The sequence below is a fragment of the Vibrio salinus genome, assembly GCF_021272385.1.
Taxonomy (GTDB): domain Bacteria; phylum Pseudomonadota; class Gammaproteobacteria; order Enterobacterales; family Vibrionaceae; genus Vibrio; species Vibrio salinus.
Window position 1 is genome coordinate 162,149 of the sequence record NZ_JAJSDZ010000007.1, and the last position, 17,281, is coordinate 179,429.

Annotated in this window: 11 protein-coding genes, 6 tRNA genes, 3 rRNA genes and 1 riboswitch; of the genes, 4 read left to right on the forward strand and 16 right to left on the reverse strand. The window is 44.5% G+C overall.

Translation table 11 applies throughout. The features are described 5' to 3' along the window. The 4 genes from betB (at position 1) to choV (ending at position 4,615) form a co-directional block, all read left to right on the forward strand. Positions 1–1,458 carry a betaine-aldehyde dehydrogenase gene (gene betB / locus LRQ06_RS06555; protein ID WP_232765613.1) on the forward strand — a complete coding sequence of 486 codons (1,458 nt, stop codon included), beginning with the start codon at positions 1–3 and terminating at the stop codon, positions 1,456–1,458. 90 nt (positions 1,459–1,548) lie between these two features. Beyond that, the gene (locus LRQ06_RS06560; RefSeq protein WP_232765614.1) at positions 1,549–2,490 is read left to right on the forward strand and encodes a choline ABC transporter substrate-binding protein; all 942 of its coding nucleotides are present in this window, start codon (positions 1,549–1,551) and stop codon (positions 2,488–2,490) included. A gap of 62 nt (positions 2,491–2,552) precedes the next feature. Beyond that, positions 2,553–3,398 (forward strand): choline ABC transporter permease subunit, encoded by an 846-nt coding sequence (gene choW / locus LRQ06_RS06565; protein WP_232765615.1) that lies wholly within the window; start codon positions 2,553–2,555, stop codon positions 3,396–3,398. Positions 3,399–3,400: 2 nt separating this feature from the next. After that, entirely contained in the window at positions 3,401–4,615 is a 1,215-nt protein-coding gene (choV, locus tag LRQ06_RS06570) for a choline ABC transporter ATP-binding protein (RefSeq protein ID WP_232765616.1), read from the forward strand. Positions 4,616–4,691: 76 nt separating this feature from the next. Here choV and thiH read toward each other — a convergent pair whose 3' ends face one another. From thiH to LRQ06_RS06650, 16 genes are all read right to left on the reverse strand, one after another. Beyond that, a complete protein-coding gene (gene thiH / locus LRQ06_RS06575; protein WP_232765617.1) occupies positions 4,692–5,804 on the reverse strand; it encodes a 2-iminoacetate synthase ThiH in 1,113 nt (370 codons plus the stop codon). A gap of 9 nt (positions 5,805–5,813) precedes the next feature. Next, a complete protein-coding gene (locus LRQ06_RS06580; protein WP_232765618.1) occupies positions 5,814–6,581 on the reverse strand; it encodes a thiazole synthase in 768 nt (255 codons plus the stop codon). Between the two features lie 5 nt (positions 6,582–6,586). Further along, entirely contained in the window at positions 6,587–6,793 is a 207-nt protein-coding gene (gene thiS, locus LRQ06_RS06585; RefSeq protein WP_232765619.1) for a sulfur carrier protein ThiS, read from the reverse strand. Next, positions 6,783–7,565, reverse strand: coding sequence for a HesA/MoeB/ThiF family protein (locus LRQ06_RS06590; RefSeq protein ID WP_232765620.1), 783 nt, complete (start codon positions 7,563–7,565; stop codon positions 6,783–6,785). Before LRQ06_RS06590 ends, thiS begins: the two co-directional genes overlap by 11 nt. Beyond that, the gene (gene thiE, locus LRQ06_RS06595; RefSeq protein WP_232765621.1) at positions 7,562–8,809 is read right to left on the reverse strand and encodes a thiamine phosphate synthase; all 1,248 of its coding nucleotides are present in this window, start codon (positions 8,807–8,809) and stop codon (positions 7,562–7,564) included. Before thiE ends, LRQ06_RS06590 begins: the two co-directional genes overlap by 4 nt. A 2-nt stretch (positions 8,810–8,811) precedes the next feature. Then, positions 8,812–10,734: a phosphomethylpyrimidine synthase ThiC gene (thiC, locus tag LRQ06_RS06600; protein WP_232765622.1), complete on the reverse strand. Its 1,923-nt coding sequence runs from the start codon at positions 10,732–10,734 to the stop codon at positions 8,812–8,814. A 102-nt stretch (positions 10,735–10,836) separates the two neighbouring features. Then, positions 10,837–10,935: riboswitch (TPP riboswitch) on the reverse strand. A 49-nt stretch (positions 10,936–10,984) separates the two neighbouring features. Beyond that, positions 10,985–11,368, reverse strand: a complete 384-nt coding sequence (gene crcB, locus LRQ06_RS06605) for a fluoride efflux transporter CrcB (protein ID WP_232765623.1) — start codon at positions 11,366–11,368, stop codon at positions 10,985–10,987. Between the two features lie 265 nt (positions 11,369–11,633). After that, a tRNA-Trp gene (locus LRQ06_RS06610) sits at positions 11,634–11,710 on the reverse strand. A gap of 46 nt (positions 11,711–11,756) precedes the next feature. Beyond that, positions 11,757–11,833 (reverse strand) — tRNA-Asp (locus tag LRQ06_RS06615). 59 nt (positions 11,834–11,892) lie between these two features. Next, a 5S ribosomal RNA gene (rrf, locus tag LRQ06_RS06620) occupies positions 11,893–12,008 on the reverse strand. Between the two features lie 86 nt (positions 12,009–12,094). Next, positions 12,095–14,984, reverse strand: a 23S ribosomal RNA gene (locus LRQ06_RS06625). 277 nt (positions 14,985–15,261) lie between these two features. Further along, positions 15,262–15,337, reverse strand: a tRNA-Val gene (locus LRQ06_RS06630). A gap of 11 nt (positions 15,338–15,348) precedes the next feature. After that, positions 15,349–15,424 (reverse strand) — tRNA-Ala (locus LRQ06_RS06635). Between the two features lie 12 nt (positions 15,425–15,436). Beyond that, positions 15,437–15,512 (reverse strand) — tRNA-Lys (locus LRQ06_RS06640). Positions 15,513–15,514: 2 nt separating this feature from the next. Beyond that, positions 15,515–15,590, reverse strand: a tRNA-Glu gene (locus LRQ06_RS06645). Between the two features lie 68 nt (positions 15,591–15,658). Beyond that, a 16S ribosomal RNA gene (locus LRQ06_RS06650) occupies positions 15,659–17,200 on the reverse strand. The 16S, 23S and 5S rRNA genes sit together here with 6 tRNA genes alongside, the layout of an rRNA operon. Positions 17,201–17,281: the final 81 nt, after the last annotated feature.

The window sequence follows — 17,281 nt, forward strand, 5'->3', positions numbered from 1 at the left end:
ATGGAAATTAAATCTCTTTATATTGACGGGAAATTAACGGATACCTCATCAGGAGAAACCTTTGCCAGTATAAATCCGGCAACGGGAGAAACCCTTGCAACTCTTGGTCAGGCTTCTGCACAAGATATTGAAAAAGCCATCGAGTCCGCCAAAAAAGGCTTTTCCATCTGGTCCTCAATGACCGCGATCGAACGTAGCCGTATTTTACAAAAAGCGGTCGAAATACTCAGAACACGCAATGATGAACTCGCGGAACTCGAAGTAAGAGATACAGGGAAACCACTTCAGGAAGCAAACTGTGTTGATATTCATACCGGCGCGGATGTTATCGAATATTATGCAGGTCTGGCTCCGACATTATTAGGCGATCAGCAACCTCTCAGTCAATCTCAGTTTTTTTACACCCGCAAAGAACCATTGGGTATCTGTGCCGGCATCGGAGCCTGGAACTACCCGATTCAAATTGCTATGTGGAAGTCAGCTCCTGCTTTAGCCGCCGGAAACGCAATGATATTCAAACCATCTGAAGAAACGCCCCTGACCGCGCTCAAACTCGCCGAAATTTATACGGAAGCAGGTCTTCCGGATGGAGTATTCAATATCGTACAAGGTGATTACCGCGTTGGTCAGATGCTGACAGCACACCCAGATATCGCCAAAGTTTCTTTTACTGGTGAAGTAGGAACGGGAAAGACAGTCATGGCTGACAGCGCTAAGACACTGAAATCTGTCACAATGGAACTGGGTGGAAAATCACCGCTGATTATCTTTGAAGACTCAAACCTTGACGATGCAGTTTCGGCATCTATGGTTGCCAATTTTTATACTCAGGGCGAAGTCTGCACAAATGGAACCAGAGTGTTTGTTCATGAATCTGTTTACGATAACTTCCTGACCCAGCTTAAGGACAGAACAGAAAAACTCATCATTGGTAATCCCTTAAACCCAGAAACACAAATCGGTGCGCTTATTTCCAGAGATCACCTGAATAAAGTTATGTCCGCAATTGAAACAGCAAAACTAAGCGATGCAAAACTGCTCGTCGGAGGATATCAGGTAACAGTAAATGGCCTGGAGAAAGGGAATTTTGTTGCTCCAACCGTTTTTTACGACTGTGATGAAAGTATGGCCCTTGTACAAAATGAAATTTTTGGGCCGGTTATGGCTGTCATCAAATTTTCGGATGAATCGGAAGTCATCAGACAAGCCAATGATACACGATATGGTCTTGCCGCCGGTGTATTTACCAAAGATATTTCACGCGCTCACCGTGTTATTCACCAGATGCAAGCCGGTATCTGTTGGATTAATACCTGGGGTAACTCCCCAGCTGAAATGCCGGTTGGTGGTTATAAAGACTCAGGTATCGGACGGGAAAACGGGGTCGAAACTCTCTCTCACTATACTCAGACAAAAAGTGTTTTCATCGAATTAGGTAAGTTTGAAAGTCCTTACTAAAACGTAACCCTAAACACAAGCTGTAACACAGAAACTTGATAGCAAAAGCTATCTTGGAATGAATTTCGTAATAACGTAAAAGGATTCATTATGTTGACTAAGAACTTCAAATTACTGGCAATTGGTTTAAGTATATTTGCGTGTGCCAATGTGTATGCAGGACAATGCAGTACGATCCGTTTTTCCGATGTCGGTTGGTCAGATATCACCTCAACAACGGCAGTTACCACGCAAATTTTACAGGGCATGGGATACAAAACAAAAATCGATTTATTGTCCGTGCCCGTCACCTATTCCTCAATGGCAAATAAAGACATTGATGTCTTTCTTGGGAACTGGATGCCGACAATGGAGGGGGATATCAAAAAATACCGTGATAACGGCTCTGTCGAAACCGTAAGAGCGAACCTGACGGGAGCCAAATACACATTGGCGGTCCCTAAATACGTCTATGACGCTGGTGTTAAATCATTCTCTGACATTGCTAAATTTGCCAATAAATTTCATGATCGTATCTATGGTATCGAGCCTGGTAATGATGGTAACCGTTTGATCCAAAGTATGATTGATAAAAATGCATTTAATCTGAAAGATTTCACGCTCGTAGAATCCAGTGAAGCAGGGATGGTTTCTCAGGTCAAAAGAGCTATTCGTCGTAAACAGTGGATTGCCTTTCTGGGCTGGGCCCCCCACCCGATGAATAGTAATTTCGATATGAAATACTTATCCGGTGGTGACGATTACTTTGGCCCAGACTTCGGCGGTGCAAGTGTTTATACCAATGTAAGAAAAGGATTCACTGGACAGTGTCCTAATGTAGGACATCTTCTTAACAACCTGAAATTTAGTCTTTCCATGGAGAACCACATTATGGACTCCATCTTAAATAAAAATGAAAAACCGGCCAAAGCAGCAATCAAATGGTTAAACCAAAATCCTCAAGTGCTGGATAAATGGCTTAACGGCATACGCACTATAGATGGTAAGCCAGCAAAACAGGCTGTTCTTAGCTATCTCAAAGAACACTCATAATTTTTAGTTAAAGGATAAAGGGGAGATGGGATCCATATTCCTCTTTTTATATAGGTAATATTGTGAATTTTTTTACAGAACATAAAATTCCTCTTGGTCACTGGATGGAATTTGTGGTCGACTGGTTAACAATCCATGCATCCGGATTTTTTGATGCCATTGCATTCACTCTTGAAAATTCCATCATGTTTCTTGTGAATGTATTTCAGTGGTTGCCACCAGCAGTTATCATCGCTCTGACTGCATTATTAGCATGGTGGTTACACAGAAAAATATCCATGGTCATTTTTGTTGTTGCTTCATTACTCCTCATACTAAACCTTGGATACTGGCAAGAAATGCTTGAAACATTTGTGCTTGTTTTTTCAGCGACATCCATTTCTGTATTAGTTGGAGTACCTCTGGGTATTATGTCAGCCCACCGCCCATGGCTATACACAATGATGAGACCTATACTCGATCTAATGCAAACAGTGCCAACTTTTGTTTACTTAATACCAACACTTGTTCTATTTGGTTTAGGGGTTGTTCCAGGCCTGATATCAACCATTATTTTCGCCGTCCCAGCTCCAATTCGCCTGACGTATCTCGGTGTAAGACGAGTACCTGAAGAACTGGTAGAAGCTGGCAAAGCCTTTGGGGCAAGCAAGATGAAACTTCTTTTTAAAGTCGAATTACCGGCCGCAATGCCGAGCATTATGACAGGCGTTTCTCAATGCATTATGTTGTCATTATCGATGGTGGTCGTAGCCGCTTTAGTCGGAGCAGATGGTCTTGGAAAACCGGTTATCCGGGCATTAAATACGGTGAACATTTCACAGGGTTTTGAAGCAGGTTTAGCCATTGTTCTGGTCGCGATCATTCTTGATCGTATGTGCAAAACACCCAGCCAAAATAAGGATCATTAATCATGTCTGAACAAACAAATGCCATATCTATTGAAAATTTAGATGTTGTTTTTGGTGATAATCCGACTAGCGCTCTGAATTTACTGGATAATGGTAAATCCCGTCAGGAAATTATTGATGAAGCCGGCTTGGTGGTCGGTGTGAATAACGTTTCTCTGGATGTGAAAGAAGGGGAAATTTGTGTTCTGATGGGACTATCCGGCTCGGGAAAATCCAGTTTACTCAGAGCCGTTAATGGTCTAAACACCGTCTCCCGGGGTTCTTTAAAAATCAAAAATGGGGATGAACTCGTTGACGTTTCCGAATGTAATGATCACCTTCTGAGACATCTCCGTACTGAGCGGGTTTCAATGGTTTTTCAGAAATTTGCATTAATGCCCTGGCTGTCTGTTCTCGATAATGTCGCATTTGGCCTTGAGCTAAAAGGCGTACCACGCAAGCAAAGACGAACGCAGGCAAAAGAAAAACTGGATATGGTTGGTCTGGCTGACTGGGCAGAGCAGTTCCCTCATGAACTATCCGGTGGTATGCAGCAGCGGGTCGGTTTAGCCCGGGCCTTTGCAATGGATACAGACATTCTATTAATGGACGAACCGTTTTCTGCCTTAGACCCTCTTATTCGTGCACAACTTCAGGATGAATTGCTAGAGCTTCAGGCGAAGCTGAATAAAACCATTCTCTTCGTAAGCCATGATCTGGACGAAGCATTAAAAATTGGAACCAGAATTGCAATTATGGAATCAGGAAAACTGATTCAACACGGTAAACCGGAAGAAATTGTTCTGAAACCAAAAACACAATATGTGCGAGATTTCGTTGCTCATACAAACCCTTTAAATGTACTTAAAGGCCGTTCTCTGATGAAACCAGCAAACGAGCTTATCCAGAAGAGTGAACGATGGCAACTATGTCAGGGATCCGATGTCTGGATTGAAAAAGAAAAGACAAATTGGATAGTTTCCGGTGAGTCCTCCTTAAAACTCATTGACTATACAAAGAAATCCGTTGATGTCGGTGACTTATGCAAAAACACTATTGTGATTGCTTCTCCCGATATTGATATGCGTGACGCTATTGAAATTCGCTACCATACCGGACACCCAATTATACTAATAGAAAATGGCATACTGGTTGGCACTCTCAGCGACGATAATTTTTATCATGCTCTACTTGGTAAATATAACCAACCAGATAAGAAAGGCAAAAATGCGGCCTGATTTATGAAAAAATCAGTTAAAAAATTTGAAAACTAACAATGTTTCATGTGAAACATTGTTAGTTTTTTATTAATACCTAACCAGAGTATACAGACTCCCAATCTTTCCAGACGGTTTCTAACCCTTTCCCTTTCATTGATGCGATTACTTCAGGTGCACTTCTGTTATCGCTCACAGCAAATTGCTCCAGTTCAGGCGTATTATTCGCATAACCTCCGGGCTGGGTTTTTGAAGCTGCAGAAAGAGAAGTAATAGCAATAGGAACAACATTGTCCCGGAATATTGGAGATTCTCGCGTAGAAAGAGAAAGTTCCACCTCAGGATCGAATAGTCGATAGGCACAAATCAATTGTAATAATTGGGCATCAGTCATTATTGACTTTGGTTCTATCGAACCCGCACATGGTCTCAATCTGGGAAAAGAAATAGAATATCTTGATTGCCAATATCGCTTCTCTAAATAATTAAGATGTGCAGCTGTGAAGAAACAATCAGTACGCCAATCATCCAGACCGATAAGAGCCCCAATGCCAATTTTGTCTATACCAGCGTTCCCCAACCTATCCGGTGTTAACAAACGATACTCAAAATCCATCTTATGCCCTCTCAGATGATGCTTAGCATAAGTCACTCTGTTATAGGTTTCCTGATAAACCATTACAGCATCAATACCTAAAGCTCTCAACTCTACATAATCTTCCTGACTAAGTGGCTGAACTTCCATTGCCAGATAATGAAAATGTTCTTTTATCATTGGTACTATTGCTCTAAAATAATCCATTCCTCCTTTTGCCTGATGCTCACCAGTCACCAAAAGCAAACTATCAAAGTTCATTTTTTTGATTGCTGCAATCTCAGTCATAATTTCCTCTTCCGAGAGTATTTTGCGCTTTATTCGATTACTCATCGAAAAGCCACAATAGGTGCAATCATTGGAACAAAGATTTGATAAATAAAGCGGTATATACATAGATACCGTATTACCGAAACGCTGACGAGTCAGATAGCGAGCCTTTTGAGCTAACGGTTCAATGTATTTTTCAGCAACCGGAGATATTAACGCTTTGAAATCTTCCAGAGTTAGCCGGGATTTTGTAAGAGCTCTTTGGACATCACGTTCAGTTTTAGAATAAATTGAGAGCCGGACATCATCCCAGTTATAATCATTTAATTGATCAACGAAACTCATATCCATCTCCTATAAATTATCAAGGAAAGAGGTCAGCGGACTGGAAGCCTGAGCATAATCACCGCTTTGGGCAAGACCCGATTCAAAAGCTAACCGGCCACATTCAACGGCTTGTTTAAAAGCAGCTGCCATTTGAGTTGGGTTATTCGCTGCCGCAATTGCCGTATTAACCAAAACAGCATCGGCGCCTAATTCCATAGCCTGAGCCGCCTGAGATGGATTGCCAATGCCAGCGTCGACAACGACGGGAACCTTAGCCTGGTCAATAATGATTTTAAGAAATTCGAGAGAAGCCAATCCCTTATTTGAACCGATTGGTGCACCTAAAGGCATAACAGCTGCACACCCAACCTCCTCAAGCCGCTTACAGAGAACCGGATCAGCGTGACAGTATGGCAATACGACAAAACCATCTTTGACCAGTTGTTCCGCTGCCGTAAGCGTCTCAATTGGGTCTGGCATTAAATACTTAGGATCCGGATGAATTTCCAATTTTATCCAATTCGTTTGTAGTGCTTCCCTCGCAAGATGTGAGGCAAAAATCGCATCTTGTGCATTTTTAGCTCCAGAAGTATTTGGTAATAAATTTAAGTTGTGAGTCATCAAAGGCGCTAAAATATCATCATCTTTATTATTTGCATCAACACGCTTTAACGCCATAGTAACCAGTTCTGAGCCACTGGCCAAAATGGCTTCAATCATTCGCTCTCGATTTGAAAATTTTCCCGAACCAGTGAATAGCCTCGAATCGAAAATTTTATCAGCTATCTGTAACATGTCTGTCAGCCTCCTGCTATAGCTTGAAATAATGAAATCTGGTCGCCACTATTTAACTGATAAGACGGCCATTGGCTTTTAGGGATAATGGTATTATTGATAGAAACAACACACCCAACATCGGGAAGCGCCAGTGTTTCCACCAGAGCAGATAGTGTCATACGATGATTAAACACCTGACGCTGGTCATTAATGAATATCTCAAGATTCATGGCTTCTCTGCTCCTTTCCGCAAACAGGGCATTCAGGATCTTTCGTTATTAATAAATAATCGGAAGTCAACGAACGACCATTAAAAATTAATAGCTTATGAGTGGATTGGGGAGAACCTGGTGCGGAAAGCTTAAGCAATCCTTTTATCGTTTCCAGAGCCTGTAACGATGCTATCACCCCGACTGTAGGGCCTAATACACCTCGAGAAGAACAATTAGCATTCACATCGGATTCTTCAGAATAGACGCACCGATAACAAGCTGTTCCTTCAGAATAACTGTACACGGAAAACTGACCATCAAATCCATTAGCCGCACCTGAAACCAACATTGTTTTATGGTGGAAACAAATTTTGTTTATTAACTGTCGGGTAGAGAAGTTATCGGTACAGTCAACAACAATATCGGCCATCATGACTTCTAGACTTAATTGCTCTTCTGAAAGTCGGTGATCAATAGCCCGAACTCGAACATTAGGATTAATGCTAGCAAGTTGACTTTTCATTGCTACAGCTTTGTTTTCTCCAATGTCATTGGCACGAAAAACAACTTGCCGATGAAGATTAGAAATAGAAACCTCATCATCATCAACAATAACTAATGAACCAACTCCTGCACCGGACAAATATGGTGTGACAACAGAAGCAAGTCCACCGCAACCAATGATAAGAACCCGACTTAGGGCCAATTTTAATTGACCCTCTTCACCTACTTCGGGTAATGCCACTTGTCTTTGATACCTCAGAAAGTCAGAGTCGCTTAAAGTATTCACCCGACACACTCCTCAGATTTTCTGCAATCAAAAAGCGATTTGAATTGTTCAACTACCAGAGGTAAATCTTTAGCCTGAGTAATAGCTCTGACAACAGCTATTGAATTAACACCTGTCTTAATAACTTGTTTACAATTGTTCAAATCTATTCCACCAATCGCCACCGTCGGTATGGGATTTTTTATTTCCGCAATCGAATCGATCAATTTCTGATACATCTCCAATCGGATTACACCCTGCGGTTGAGAAGGCATAGATTTCGTTGTTGTCGGGAAAATATGCCCTAATGCTATATAGGATGGTGAAATAGCTTCTGCCGTAAGAATCTCATAATAGCCATGAGTCGATACTCCCAAGCGTAATTTGGATTCTCTTATCCAATCCAAATCGGCAATGGTGATGTCTTCTTGTCCCAAATGCACCCCATACGCATTACTGTCAATCGCTTCTTCCCAGTGATCATTAATAAAGAGTTGTGCACCCGTTTCCTTTGCTAAGTCACTAACTAACTTAATTTGTTCCCTCAAATCCTGATGCGTTCGATCTTTAATCCTTAGCTGAACCGTATCAATTCCAGACATCGCAACCAGTTTTTCAACCCATTGGAATGAATCAACAACGGGATACAAGCCCATTTTATCTGACTCAATATTCAGAAATGGTTGAACTTCACTAGCGGGCTTATTAATAATGGAGGGAAACTTTTGGATATTATCAGGCCATGTTCCACGTGAAACATTCATTGCTGCCCGGGCCACAGTGAGAGAATCATCAAATGAAAATTCATAGGCCAATAACAAAACAAGCCAGGATAAGTGCTCAACAGGTTCGACAACATTAAGAGGCAAATCCCGACTGTACAATGTTCTTAACTTGCCACAGCAATCCAGCCAGGAATCAGACGGTTGAAAAATATCAACGTTACCAATGCAAACAGAAGCGGTTAATGGACGGGATAATAAATCGCAAGAGACAAAACCTTGAGTATAGTTTATAGAATGATGCAGCTTTCTGGAGCCAATATCAGCTCCAGAACTTTTCGAAAATAACCACGGATGTTCATCGAGATATACATCAAAGCCCAAATGATAAGAATCAGAAAACTGAATATTCAATGCTAGTTGTTCCCACGTTCGCAGTTCAATACAAACCTCTTCCAAGGTCGAACGAAAAACAGAATCCAGTATTCTCTGCAAGGTGCTCATAAGCGCCTTTTCTTTTTCCGGCAACCAAATTGTTATCATATCTAGGCCTCTTCCGAAACTTTAGCAACATGATATAACTCAGAACCCTTATCCTTAAACTCACGCGACTTTTGGCGCATACCTTCCAACGGATCATCCACCAACTTAACCTCAATTTCACCCGGGTTCTGATTGGCATAATCCCGAACTTCCTTGGATATTTTCATAGAGCAGAACTTAGGCCCACACATCGAACAAAAATGCGCAACTTTTCCAGACTCATGGGGGATCGTTTCATCATGGAACTCTCGGGCAGTAACCGGATCTAACGCTAAATTAAACTGGTCTTCCCAACGAAATTCAAAACGGGCTTTAGACATAGCATTATCACGAATTTGAGCTCCGGGGTGGCCCTTTGCCAAATCAGCAGCATGAGCAGCGAGTTTATAAGTAATCAAGCCAGTCTTAACATCATCCTTGTTTGGTAGCCCCAAATGCTCTTTAGGTGTAACATAGCAAAGCATGGCACAACCGTACCATCCAATCATAGCGGCACCTATCCCTGATGTAATATGATCATATCCGGGTGCAATATCGGTAGTAAGAGGCCCTAATGTATAGAATGGCGCTTCATGGCAATGTTTAATCTGCTCATCCATATTTTCCTTTATCATATGCATTGGAATATGTCCCGGACCTTCAATAATGACCTGGACATCATATTCCCACGCAATTTTTGTCAGCTCACCAAGGGTTCTCAGCTCTGAAAATTGGGCTTCATCATTGGCATCAGCTACCGATCCAGGACGAAGGCCATCACCTAACGAAAGAGCAACATCATATTGAGCACAGATTTCGCAGATTTCTCTGAAATTAGAATATAGGAAGTTTTCCTGATGATGAGCCAGGCACCATTTAGCAATAATGGATCCGCCCCTAGATACAATACCGGTCACCCTTTTAGCCGTCAGGTGAACATAACGCAACAACAAACCAGCGTGAATAGTGAAATAGTCAACGCCCTGCTCTGCTTGCTCAATAAGTGTATCCCGCATGACATCCCAGGTTAGATTTTCAGCAATACCATTCACTTTCTCCAACGCCTGATACATAGGGACGGTACCGATAGGAACCGGGCTATTCCGCAGAATCCATTCTCTCGTTTCATGGATATTACGACCGGTGGATAGATCCATAACCGTATCAGCACCCCAGCGGGTAGCCCAAACCAGTTTCTCAACTTCTTCTTCAATGGAAGATGTCACCGATGAATTACCGATGTTTGCATTTACTTTCACTAAGAAATTTCGACCAATAATCATTGGCTCAGATTCAGGGTGATTAATATTGCAGGGAATCACGGCCCGCCCTTCAGCAACTTCTTTACGAACAAATTCCGGCGTAATTTCTTTTGGTAGATGAGCCCCAAAGTTTTGTCCGGGATGTTGTTGATTCAGTTGCTCATCTGCCAGCTTCTGACGTCCCATATTTTCACGTATGGCGATGAATTCCATTTCAGGAGTGATAATACCTTTACGGGCATAATGAAGCTGAGTAACTCTCCTACCCTCCCTAGAGCATAATATGGAAGGAAGATTACCATATCTTAATTCATCTAAAGTTGAATCATTCAAGCGCATACGGGCGTATTCTGAAGAAAGTCCGTCAAGGTATTGGGTATCCTGTCTTTCTTCTACCCAGTTTGACCGAAGTTTTGGCAACCCCTTGTATACATCAATATGGCACTGAGAATCCGTATAAACACCGGATGTGTCATAAACGGAAATAGGCTCATTTTTCTGATAAACCGGATTTTCTTTTGTTCCTCCTGCAAACGTATCAGACAAGAGAATTTTTCTCATAGGAACCCGGATGTCCTTTCTAGATCCTATAACATACGTTTTTTCTGAATTTGGATAAGCTGAGGCTGTTATATTCTCAATAAACTGCTTAGCTTCCAATCTGGATTGTTTTCGACTCGACATAGCACTTTCCTTTGATTGAAATGGATAATGCTTGACGGATTAATGCACGTGAGAGGAAGGACGAATGATACTCAAAAAATGAGGCAATAATTAGATACATTATTGAATGTCTTCTCTGTTCCCTTCGCAGGTTTTAACCTGATCAGGTTCAACGGATCCCGAATTAACGGTCTCAGCCAAATGGCACTCCGACAAGTGAAGATATTATAGAAAAAGCTATTATCAAATAGCAATGAGAAAATAATTTTATTTAAGCTTTTGTGATCAGTTGAAAACCAACCCAGGCAGCCGTAATGCTCAGAGCAACGTTCAATAAAATATTGATTCCCATCTTAAGGAAAGCCCCTTGATCTAACAGTAAAACATTATCCATAGAGAACGTAGAAAAAGTTGTCAAAGCCCCCAAAAAGCCTAATCCTATCAATTGTCTCCAAGGCTCAGCAGATAAAATCTGTCCCTGAAATGCAGCAACCAACAATCCCATTATGAATGAGCCCAGAACGTTTACCGTAAGAGTTCCATAAGGAAAACCTCGTCCAAATAAAAAAACACACAACTCAGAAATTAAATATCGAGAACAAGCACCAAATGCCCCACCGACAGCAATAAACCCAAGAATTGAAAATTGACCCACAATTTCTCCCCCATAAAAGCATTTGGTCAGAAAAATAATCGAAGGAAATCCGGTTCATTTATACAAATAAATTAAAAGTTACAGGAGTCACTTTTAACAAAAGGTAACGACAAATAGCTTCAGATGACCAATGATCTTCAGCCCAAATTTCCTATTCAATACAAAAACCAAGACTATATTATACCAGTCCAGGCAATTAACGAATAATTTCTGTGAAACAGATCAAAAAAAAGCCTTAGTTTCTCAACTAAGGCTTCAATAAGGATGGCAGGGGTGGAGAGATTCGAACTCCCAACACGCGGATTTGGAATCCGCTGCTCTGCCAATTGGAGCTACACCCCTTCATAAATAAAATACCCCGGCACAATGGCCAGGGCTTAAAATCAAGTGGCGGAGCGGACGGGACTCGAACCCGCGACCCCCGGCGTGACAGGCCGGTATTCTAACCAACTGAACTACCGCTCCGCATTGGCTAGCTAAGTGCTAATCAGTGTCATCAGAATCTCTGATAACAGAAAATAAAAGCCTGGCGATGTCCTACTCTCACATGGGGAAACCCCACACTACCATCGGCGCTAATTCGTTTCACTTCTGAGTTCGGCATGGGATCAGGTGGGTCCAAATCGCTATGGCCGCCAGGCAAATTCGTTAATTCAGAAAGCTGTCTTATTCTCAACCCACAATCAAGATTCTCTCTTGAGTCCGCCAAAACCTCTTCGGTGTTGTATGGTTAAGCCTCACGGGCAATTAGTACAGGTTAGCTCAACGCCTCACAACGCTTACACACCCTGCCTATCAACGTTCTGGTCTCGAACAACCCTTCAGGACGCTTAAAGCGCCAGGGAAGACTCATCTCAGGGCTCGCTTCCCGCTTAGATGCTTTCAGCGGTTATCGATTCCGAACTTAGCTACCGGGCAATGCGATTGGCATCACAACCCGAACACCAGAGGTTCGTCCACTCCGGTCCTCTCGTACTAGGAGCAGCCCCCTTCAATCTTCCAACGCCCACGGCAGATAGGGACCGAACTGTCTCACGACGTTCTAAACCCAGCTCGCGTACCACTTTAAATGGCGAACAGCCATACCCTTGGGACCGACTTCAGCCCCAGGATGTGATGAGCCGACATCGAGGTGCCAAACACCGCCGTCGATATGAACTCTTGGGCGGTATCAGCCTGTTATCCCCGGAGTACCTTTTATCCGTTGAGCGATGGCCCTTCCATTCAGAGCCACCGGATCACTATGACCTGCTTTCGCACCTGCTCGAGCCGTCACTCTCGCAGTCAAGCGGGCTTATGCCATTACACTAACCTCACGATGTCCAACCGTGATTAGCCCACCTTCGTGCTCCTCCGTTACTCTTTGGGAGGAGACCGCCCCAGTCAAACTACCCACCAGGCACTGTCCTCATCCCCGATTAGGGGACCAAGTTAGAACATCAAACATACAAGGGTGGTATTTCAAGGATGGCTCCACACAATCTGGCGACTGTGTTTCATAGCCTCCCACCTATCCTACACATGTAGGCTCAATGTTCAGTGCCAAGCTGTAGTAAAGGTTCACGGGGTCTTTCCGTCTAGCCGCGGGTACACTGCATCTTCACAGCGATTTCAATTTCACTGAGTCTCGGGTGGAGACAGCGTGGCCATCATTACGCCATTCGTGCAGGTCGGAACTTACCCGACAAGGAATTTCGCTACCTTAGGACCGTTATAGTTACGGCCGCCGTTTACCGGGGCTTCGATCAACCGCTTCGACCAAAGTCTAACAGCATCAATTAACCTTCCGGCACCGGGCAGGCGTCACACCGTATACGTCATCTTACGATTTTGCACAGTGCTGTGTTTTTAATAAACAGTTGCAGCCACCTGGTATCTGCGACTCCCGTCAGCTCCATCCGCAAGGGACTTCACCATCAGGAGCGTACCTTCTCCCGAAGTTACGGTACCATTTTGCCTAGTTCCTTCACCCGAGTTCTCTCAAGCGCCTTGGTATTCTCTACCCGACCACCTGTGTCGGTTTGGGGTACGATTCCTTACTGTCTGAAGCTTAGAGGCTTTTCCTGGAAGCATGGCATCAATGACTTCACCACCTTAGTGGTTCGACGTCGTGTCTCAGCCTTAAAAAGAGCCGGATTTACCTGACTCTTAAGCCTACGCACTTGAACCTGGACAACCATCGCCAGGCTCATCTAGCCTTCTCCGTCCCCCCATCGCAACAGTAAGAAGTACGGGAATATTAACCCGTTTCCCATCGACTACGCTTTTCAGCCTCGCCTTAGGGGTCGACTTACCCTGCCCCGATTAACGTTGGACAGGAACCCTTGGTCTTCCGGCGTGGAGGTTTTTCACCCCCATTATCGTTACTCATGTCAGCATTCGCACTTCTGATACCTCCAGCGTGCGTTACCACACACCTTCAGCGGCTTACAGAACGCTCCCCTACCCAATACGATAAATCGCATTGCCGCAGCTTCGGTTTACAACTTAGCCCCGTTACATCTTCCGCGCAGGCCGACTCGACTAGTGAGCTATTACGCTTTCTTTAAATGATGGCTGCTTCTAAGCCAACATCCTAGCTGTCTGAGCCTTCCCACATCGTTTCCCACTTAGCTGTAATTTGGGACCTTAGCTGGCGGTCTGGGTTGTTTCCCTCTCCACGACGGACGTTAGCACCCGCCGTGTGTCTCCCGGATAGTACTTACTGGTATTCGGAGTTTGCAAAGGGTTGGTAAGTCGGGATGACCCCCTAGCCTTAACAGTGCTCTACCCCCAGTAGTATTCGTCCGAGGCGCTACCTAAATAGCTTTCGGGGAGAACCAGCTATCTCCGAGTTTGATTGGCCTTTCACCCCTAGCCACAGGTCATCCGCTAATTTTTCAACATTAGTCGGTTCGGTCCTCCAGTTGATGTTACTCAACCTTCAACCTGCCCATGGCTAGATCACTCGGTTTCGGGTCTATATCCAGAGACTAAACGCGCAGTTAACACTCGCTTTCGCTACGGCTCCCCTAATCGGTTAACCTTGCCACTGAATATAAGTCGCTGACCCATTATACAAAAGGTACGCAGTCACCTAACAAGTAGGCTCCTACTGCTTGTACGTACACGGTTTCAGGTTCTGTTTCACTCCCCTCACAGGGGTTCTTTTCGCCTTTCCCTCACGGTACTGGTTCACTATCGGTCAGTCAGGAGTATTTAGCCTTGGAGGATGGTCCCCCCATTTTCAAACAGGATATCACGTGTCCCGCCTTACTCGATTTCACTCATACAATGCCGTCAGTTACGGGGCTGTCACCCTGTATCGCGTGCCTTTCCAGACACTTCACCTGACACTGTATCAGCTTAAGGGCTACTCCGATTTCGCTCGCCGCTACTTTCGGAATCTCGGTTGATTTCTTTTCCTCGGGGTACTTAGATGTTTCAGTTCTCCCGGTTCGCCTCATTAAGCTATGTATTCACTTAATGATACTTACTGCTGTAAGTGGGTTTCCCCATTCGGAAATCTCAGATTCAGGTGGCTCTTACTGCCTCATCTGAGCTTATCGCAAGTTAGTACGTCCTTCATCGCCTCTGACTGCCAAGGCATCCACCATGTACGCTTAGTCACTTAACCATACAACCCGAAAAAGTTTCGGAATGTGGTCTTGTCACCAAGATTTGTCTGCCATTTTTATACATGCGGCAGACTATGATATTGCCGGACTCAATTTCCAAGAACACTTGATTGTGTTGGTCTTTCTTATACAAGAAAGTATTGAGAACTTTTACAAACAATTTTGTTTAAAAACAAAACTGCTTTGTCAGCTTTCCAAATTGTTAAAGAGCGTGATTCATAAAGAACCATGTTTAACCATTCTCTTCCTATTCATAAAGAAAAGAACACTTAAAGATGGTGGGCGATACCGGGTTCGAACCAGTGACCCCCTGCTTGTAAGGCAGGTGCTCTCCCAACTGAGCTAATCGCCCATTTTAAGTTATGGTGGAGCTATGCGGGATCGAACCGCAGACCTCCTGCGTGCAAGGCAGGCGCTCTCCCAGCTGAGCTATAGCCCCAGAACTTATGAATGGTGGGTCGTACAGGATTCGAACCTGTGACCAATTGATTAAAAGTCAACTGCTCTACCAACTGAGCTAACGACCCAATGGTATCCCGTAGGGGAGTCGAACCCCTGTTACCGCCGTGAAAGGGCGGTGTCCTAGGCCTCTAGACGAACGGGACACTAAGATACTCTTAAACGACATAAACCTTTCAATCTGTGTGAACACTCGACAATAACCATCATCGTGTAAGGAGGTGATCCAGCGCCAGGTTCCCCTAGCGCTACCTTGTTACGACTTCACCCCAGTCATGAACCACAAAGTGGCAAGCGTCCTCCCGAAGGTTAAACTACCTGCTTCTTTTGCAGCCCACTCCCATGGTGTGACGGGCGGTGTGTACAAGGCCCGGGAACGTATTCACCGTGGCATTCTGATCCACGATTACTAGCGATTCCGACTTCATGGAGTCGAGTTGCAGACTCCAATCCGGACTACGACGTACTTTTTGGGATTCGCTCACTTTCGCAAGTTGGCCGCCCTCTGTATACGCCATTGTAGCACGTGTGTAGCCCTACTCGTAAGGGCCATGATGACTTGACGTCGTCCCCACCTTCCTCCGGTTTATCACCGGCAGTCTCCCTGGAGTTCCCACCCGAAGTGCTGGCAAACAAGGATAAGGGTTGCGCTCGTTGCGGGACTTAACCCAACATTTCACAACACGAGCTGACGACAGCCATGCAGCACCTGTCTCAGAATTCCCGAAGGCACTCCTCTATCTCTAAAGGATTTTCTGGATGTCAAGAGTAGGTAAGGTTCTTCGCGTTGCATCGAATTAAACCACATGCTCCACCGCTTGTGCGGGCCCCCGTCAATTCATTTGAGTTTTAATCTTGCGACCGTACTCCCCAGGCGGTCTACTTAACGCGTTAGCTCCGAAAGCCACAGCTCAAGGCCGCAACCTCCAAGTAGACATCGTTTACGGCGTGGACTACCAGGGTATCTAATCCTGTTTGCTCCCCACGCTTTCGCATCTCAGTGTCAGTATCTGTCCAGGGGGCCGCCTTCGCCACCGGTATTCCTTCAGATCTCTACGCATTTCACCGCTACACCTGAAATTCTACCCCCCTCTACAGTACTCTAGCCAACCAGTTTCAAATGCGATTCCGAGGTTAAGCCCCGGGCTTTCACATCTGACTTAATCAACCACCTACATGCGCTTTACGCCCAGTAATTCCGATTAACGCTCGCACCCTCCGTATTACCGCGGCTGCTGGCACGGAGTTAGCCGGTGCTTCTTCTGCAGCTAACGTCAAAATAACAGAGTATTAATCTGTCACCCTTCCTCACTGCTGAAAGTACTTTACAACCCGAAGGCCTTCTTCATACACGCGGCATGGCTGCATCAGGGTTTCCCCCATTGTGCAATATTCCCCACTGCTGCCTCCCGTAGGAGTCTGGACCGTGTCTCAGTTCCAGTGTGGCTGATCATCCTCTCAGACCAGCTAGAGATCGTCGCCTTGGTGAGCTCTTACCTCACCAACCAGCTAATCTCACTTAGGCGTATCCGGTAGCGCAAGGTCCGAAGAGCCCCCGCTTTGACCCATAGGTATTATGCGGTATTAGCCATCGTTTCCAATGGTTATCCCCCTCTACCGGGCAACTTCCTAAGCATTACTCACCCGTCCGCCGCTCGTCAGCAAGAAAGCAAGCTTTCTCCTGTTACCGCCCGACTTGCATGTGTTAGGCCTGCCGCCAGCGTTCAATCTGAGCCATGATCAAACTCTTCAATTAAAGTTTTTTGATGCCTTAGCATCGGCTCAATGAATACTGATAACATGCACTACTTTATTAAAAGTAATGTTATGTTGAATT

What these genes read in the sequence shown, in the direction of transcription:
- LRQ06_RS06560 (WP_232765614.1), top strand. Translation starts at nt 1,549, where the DNA reads ATGTTGACTAAGAACTTCAAATTACTGGCAATTGGTTTAAGTATATTT.
- thiE (WP_232765621.1), bottom strand. Translation starts at nt 8,809, where the DNA reads ATGATAACAATTTGGTTGCCGGAAAAAGAAAAGGCGCTTATGAGCACC.
- choV (WP_232765616.1), top strand. Translation starts at nt 3,401, where the DNA reads ATGTCTGAACAAACAAATGCCATATCTATTGAAAATTTAGATGTTGTT.
- thiS (WP_232765619.1), bottom strand. Translation starts at nt 6,793, where the DNA reads ATGAATCTTGAGATATTCATTAATGACCAGCGTCAGGTGTTTAATCAT.
- LRQ06_RS06580 (WP_232765618.1), bottom strand. Translation starts at nt 6,581, where the DNA reads ATGTTACAGATAGCTGATAAAATTTTCGATTCGAGGCTATTCACTGGT.
- thiC (WP_232765622.1), bottom strand. Translation starts at nt 10,734, where the DNA reads ATGTCGAGTCGAAAACAATCCAGATTGGAAGCTAAGCAGTTTATTGAG.
- betB (WP_232765613.1), top strand. Translation starts at nt 1, where the DNA reads ATGGAAATTAAATCTCTTTATATTGACGGGAAATTAACGGATACCTCA.
- thiH (WP_232765617.1), bottom strand. Translation starts at nt 5,804, where the DNA reads ATGAGTTTCGTTGATCAATTAAATGATTATAACTGGGATGATGTCCGG.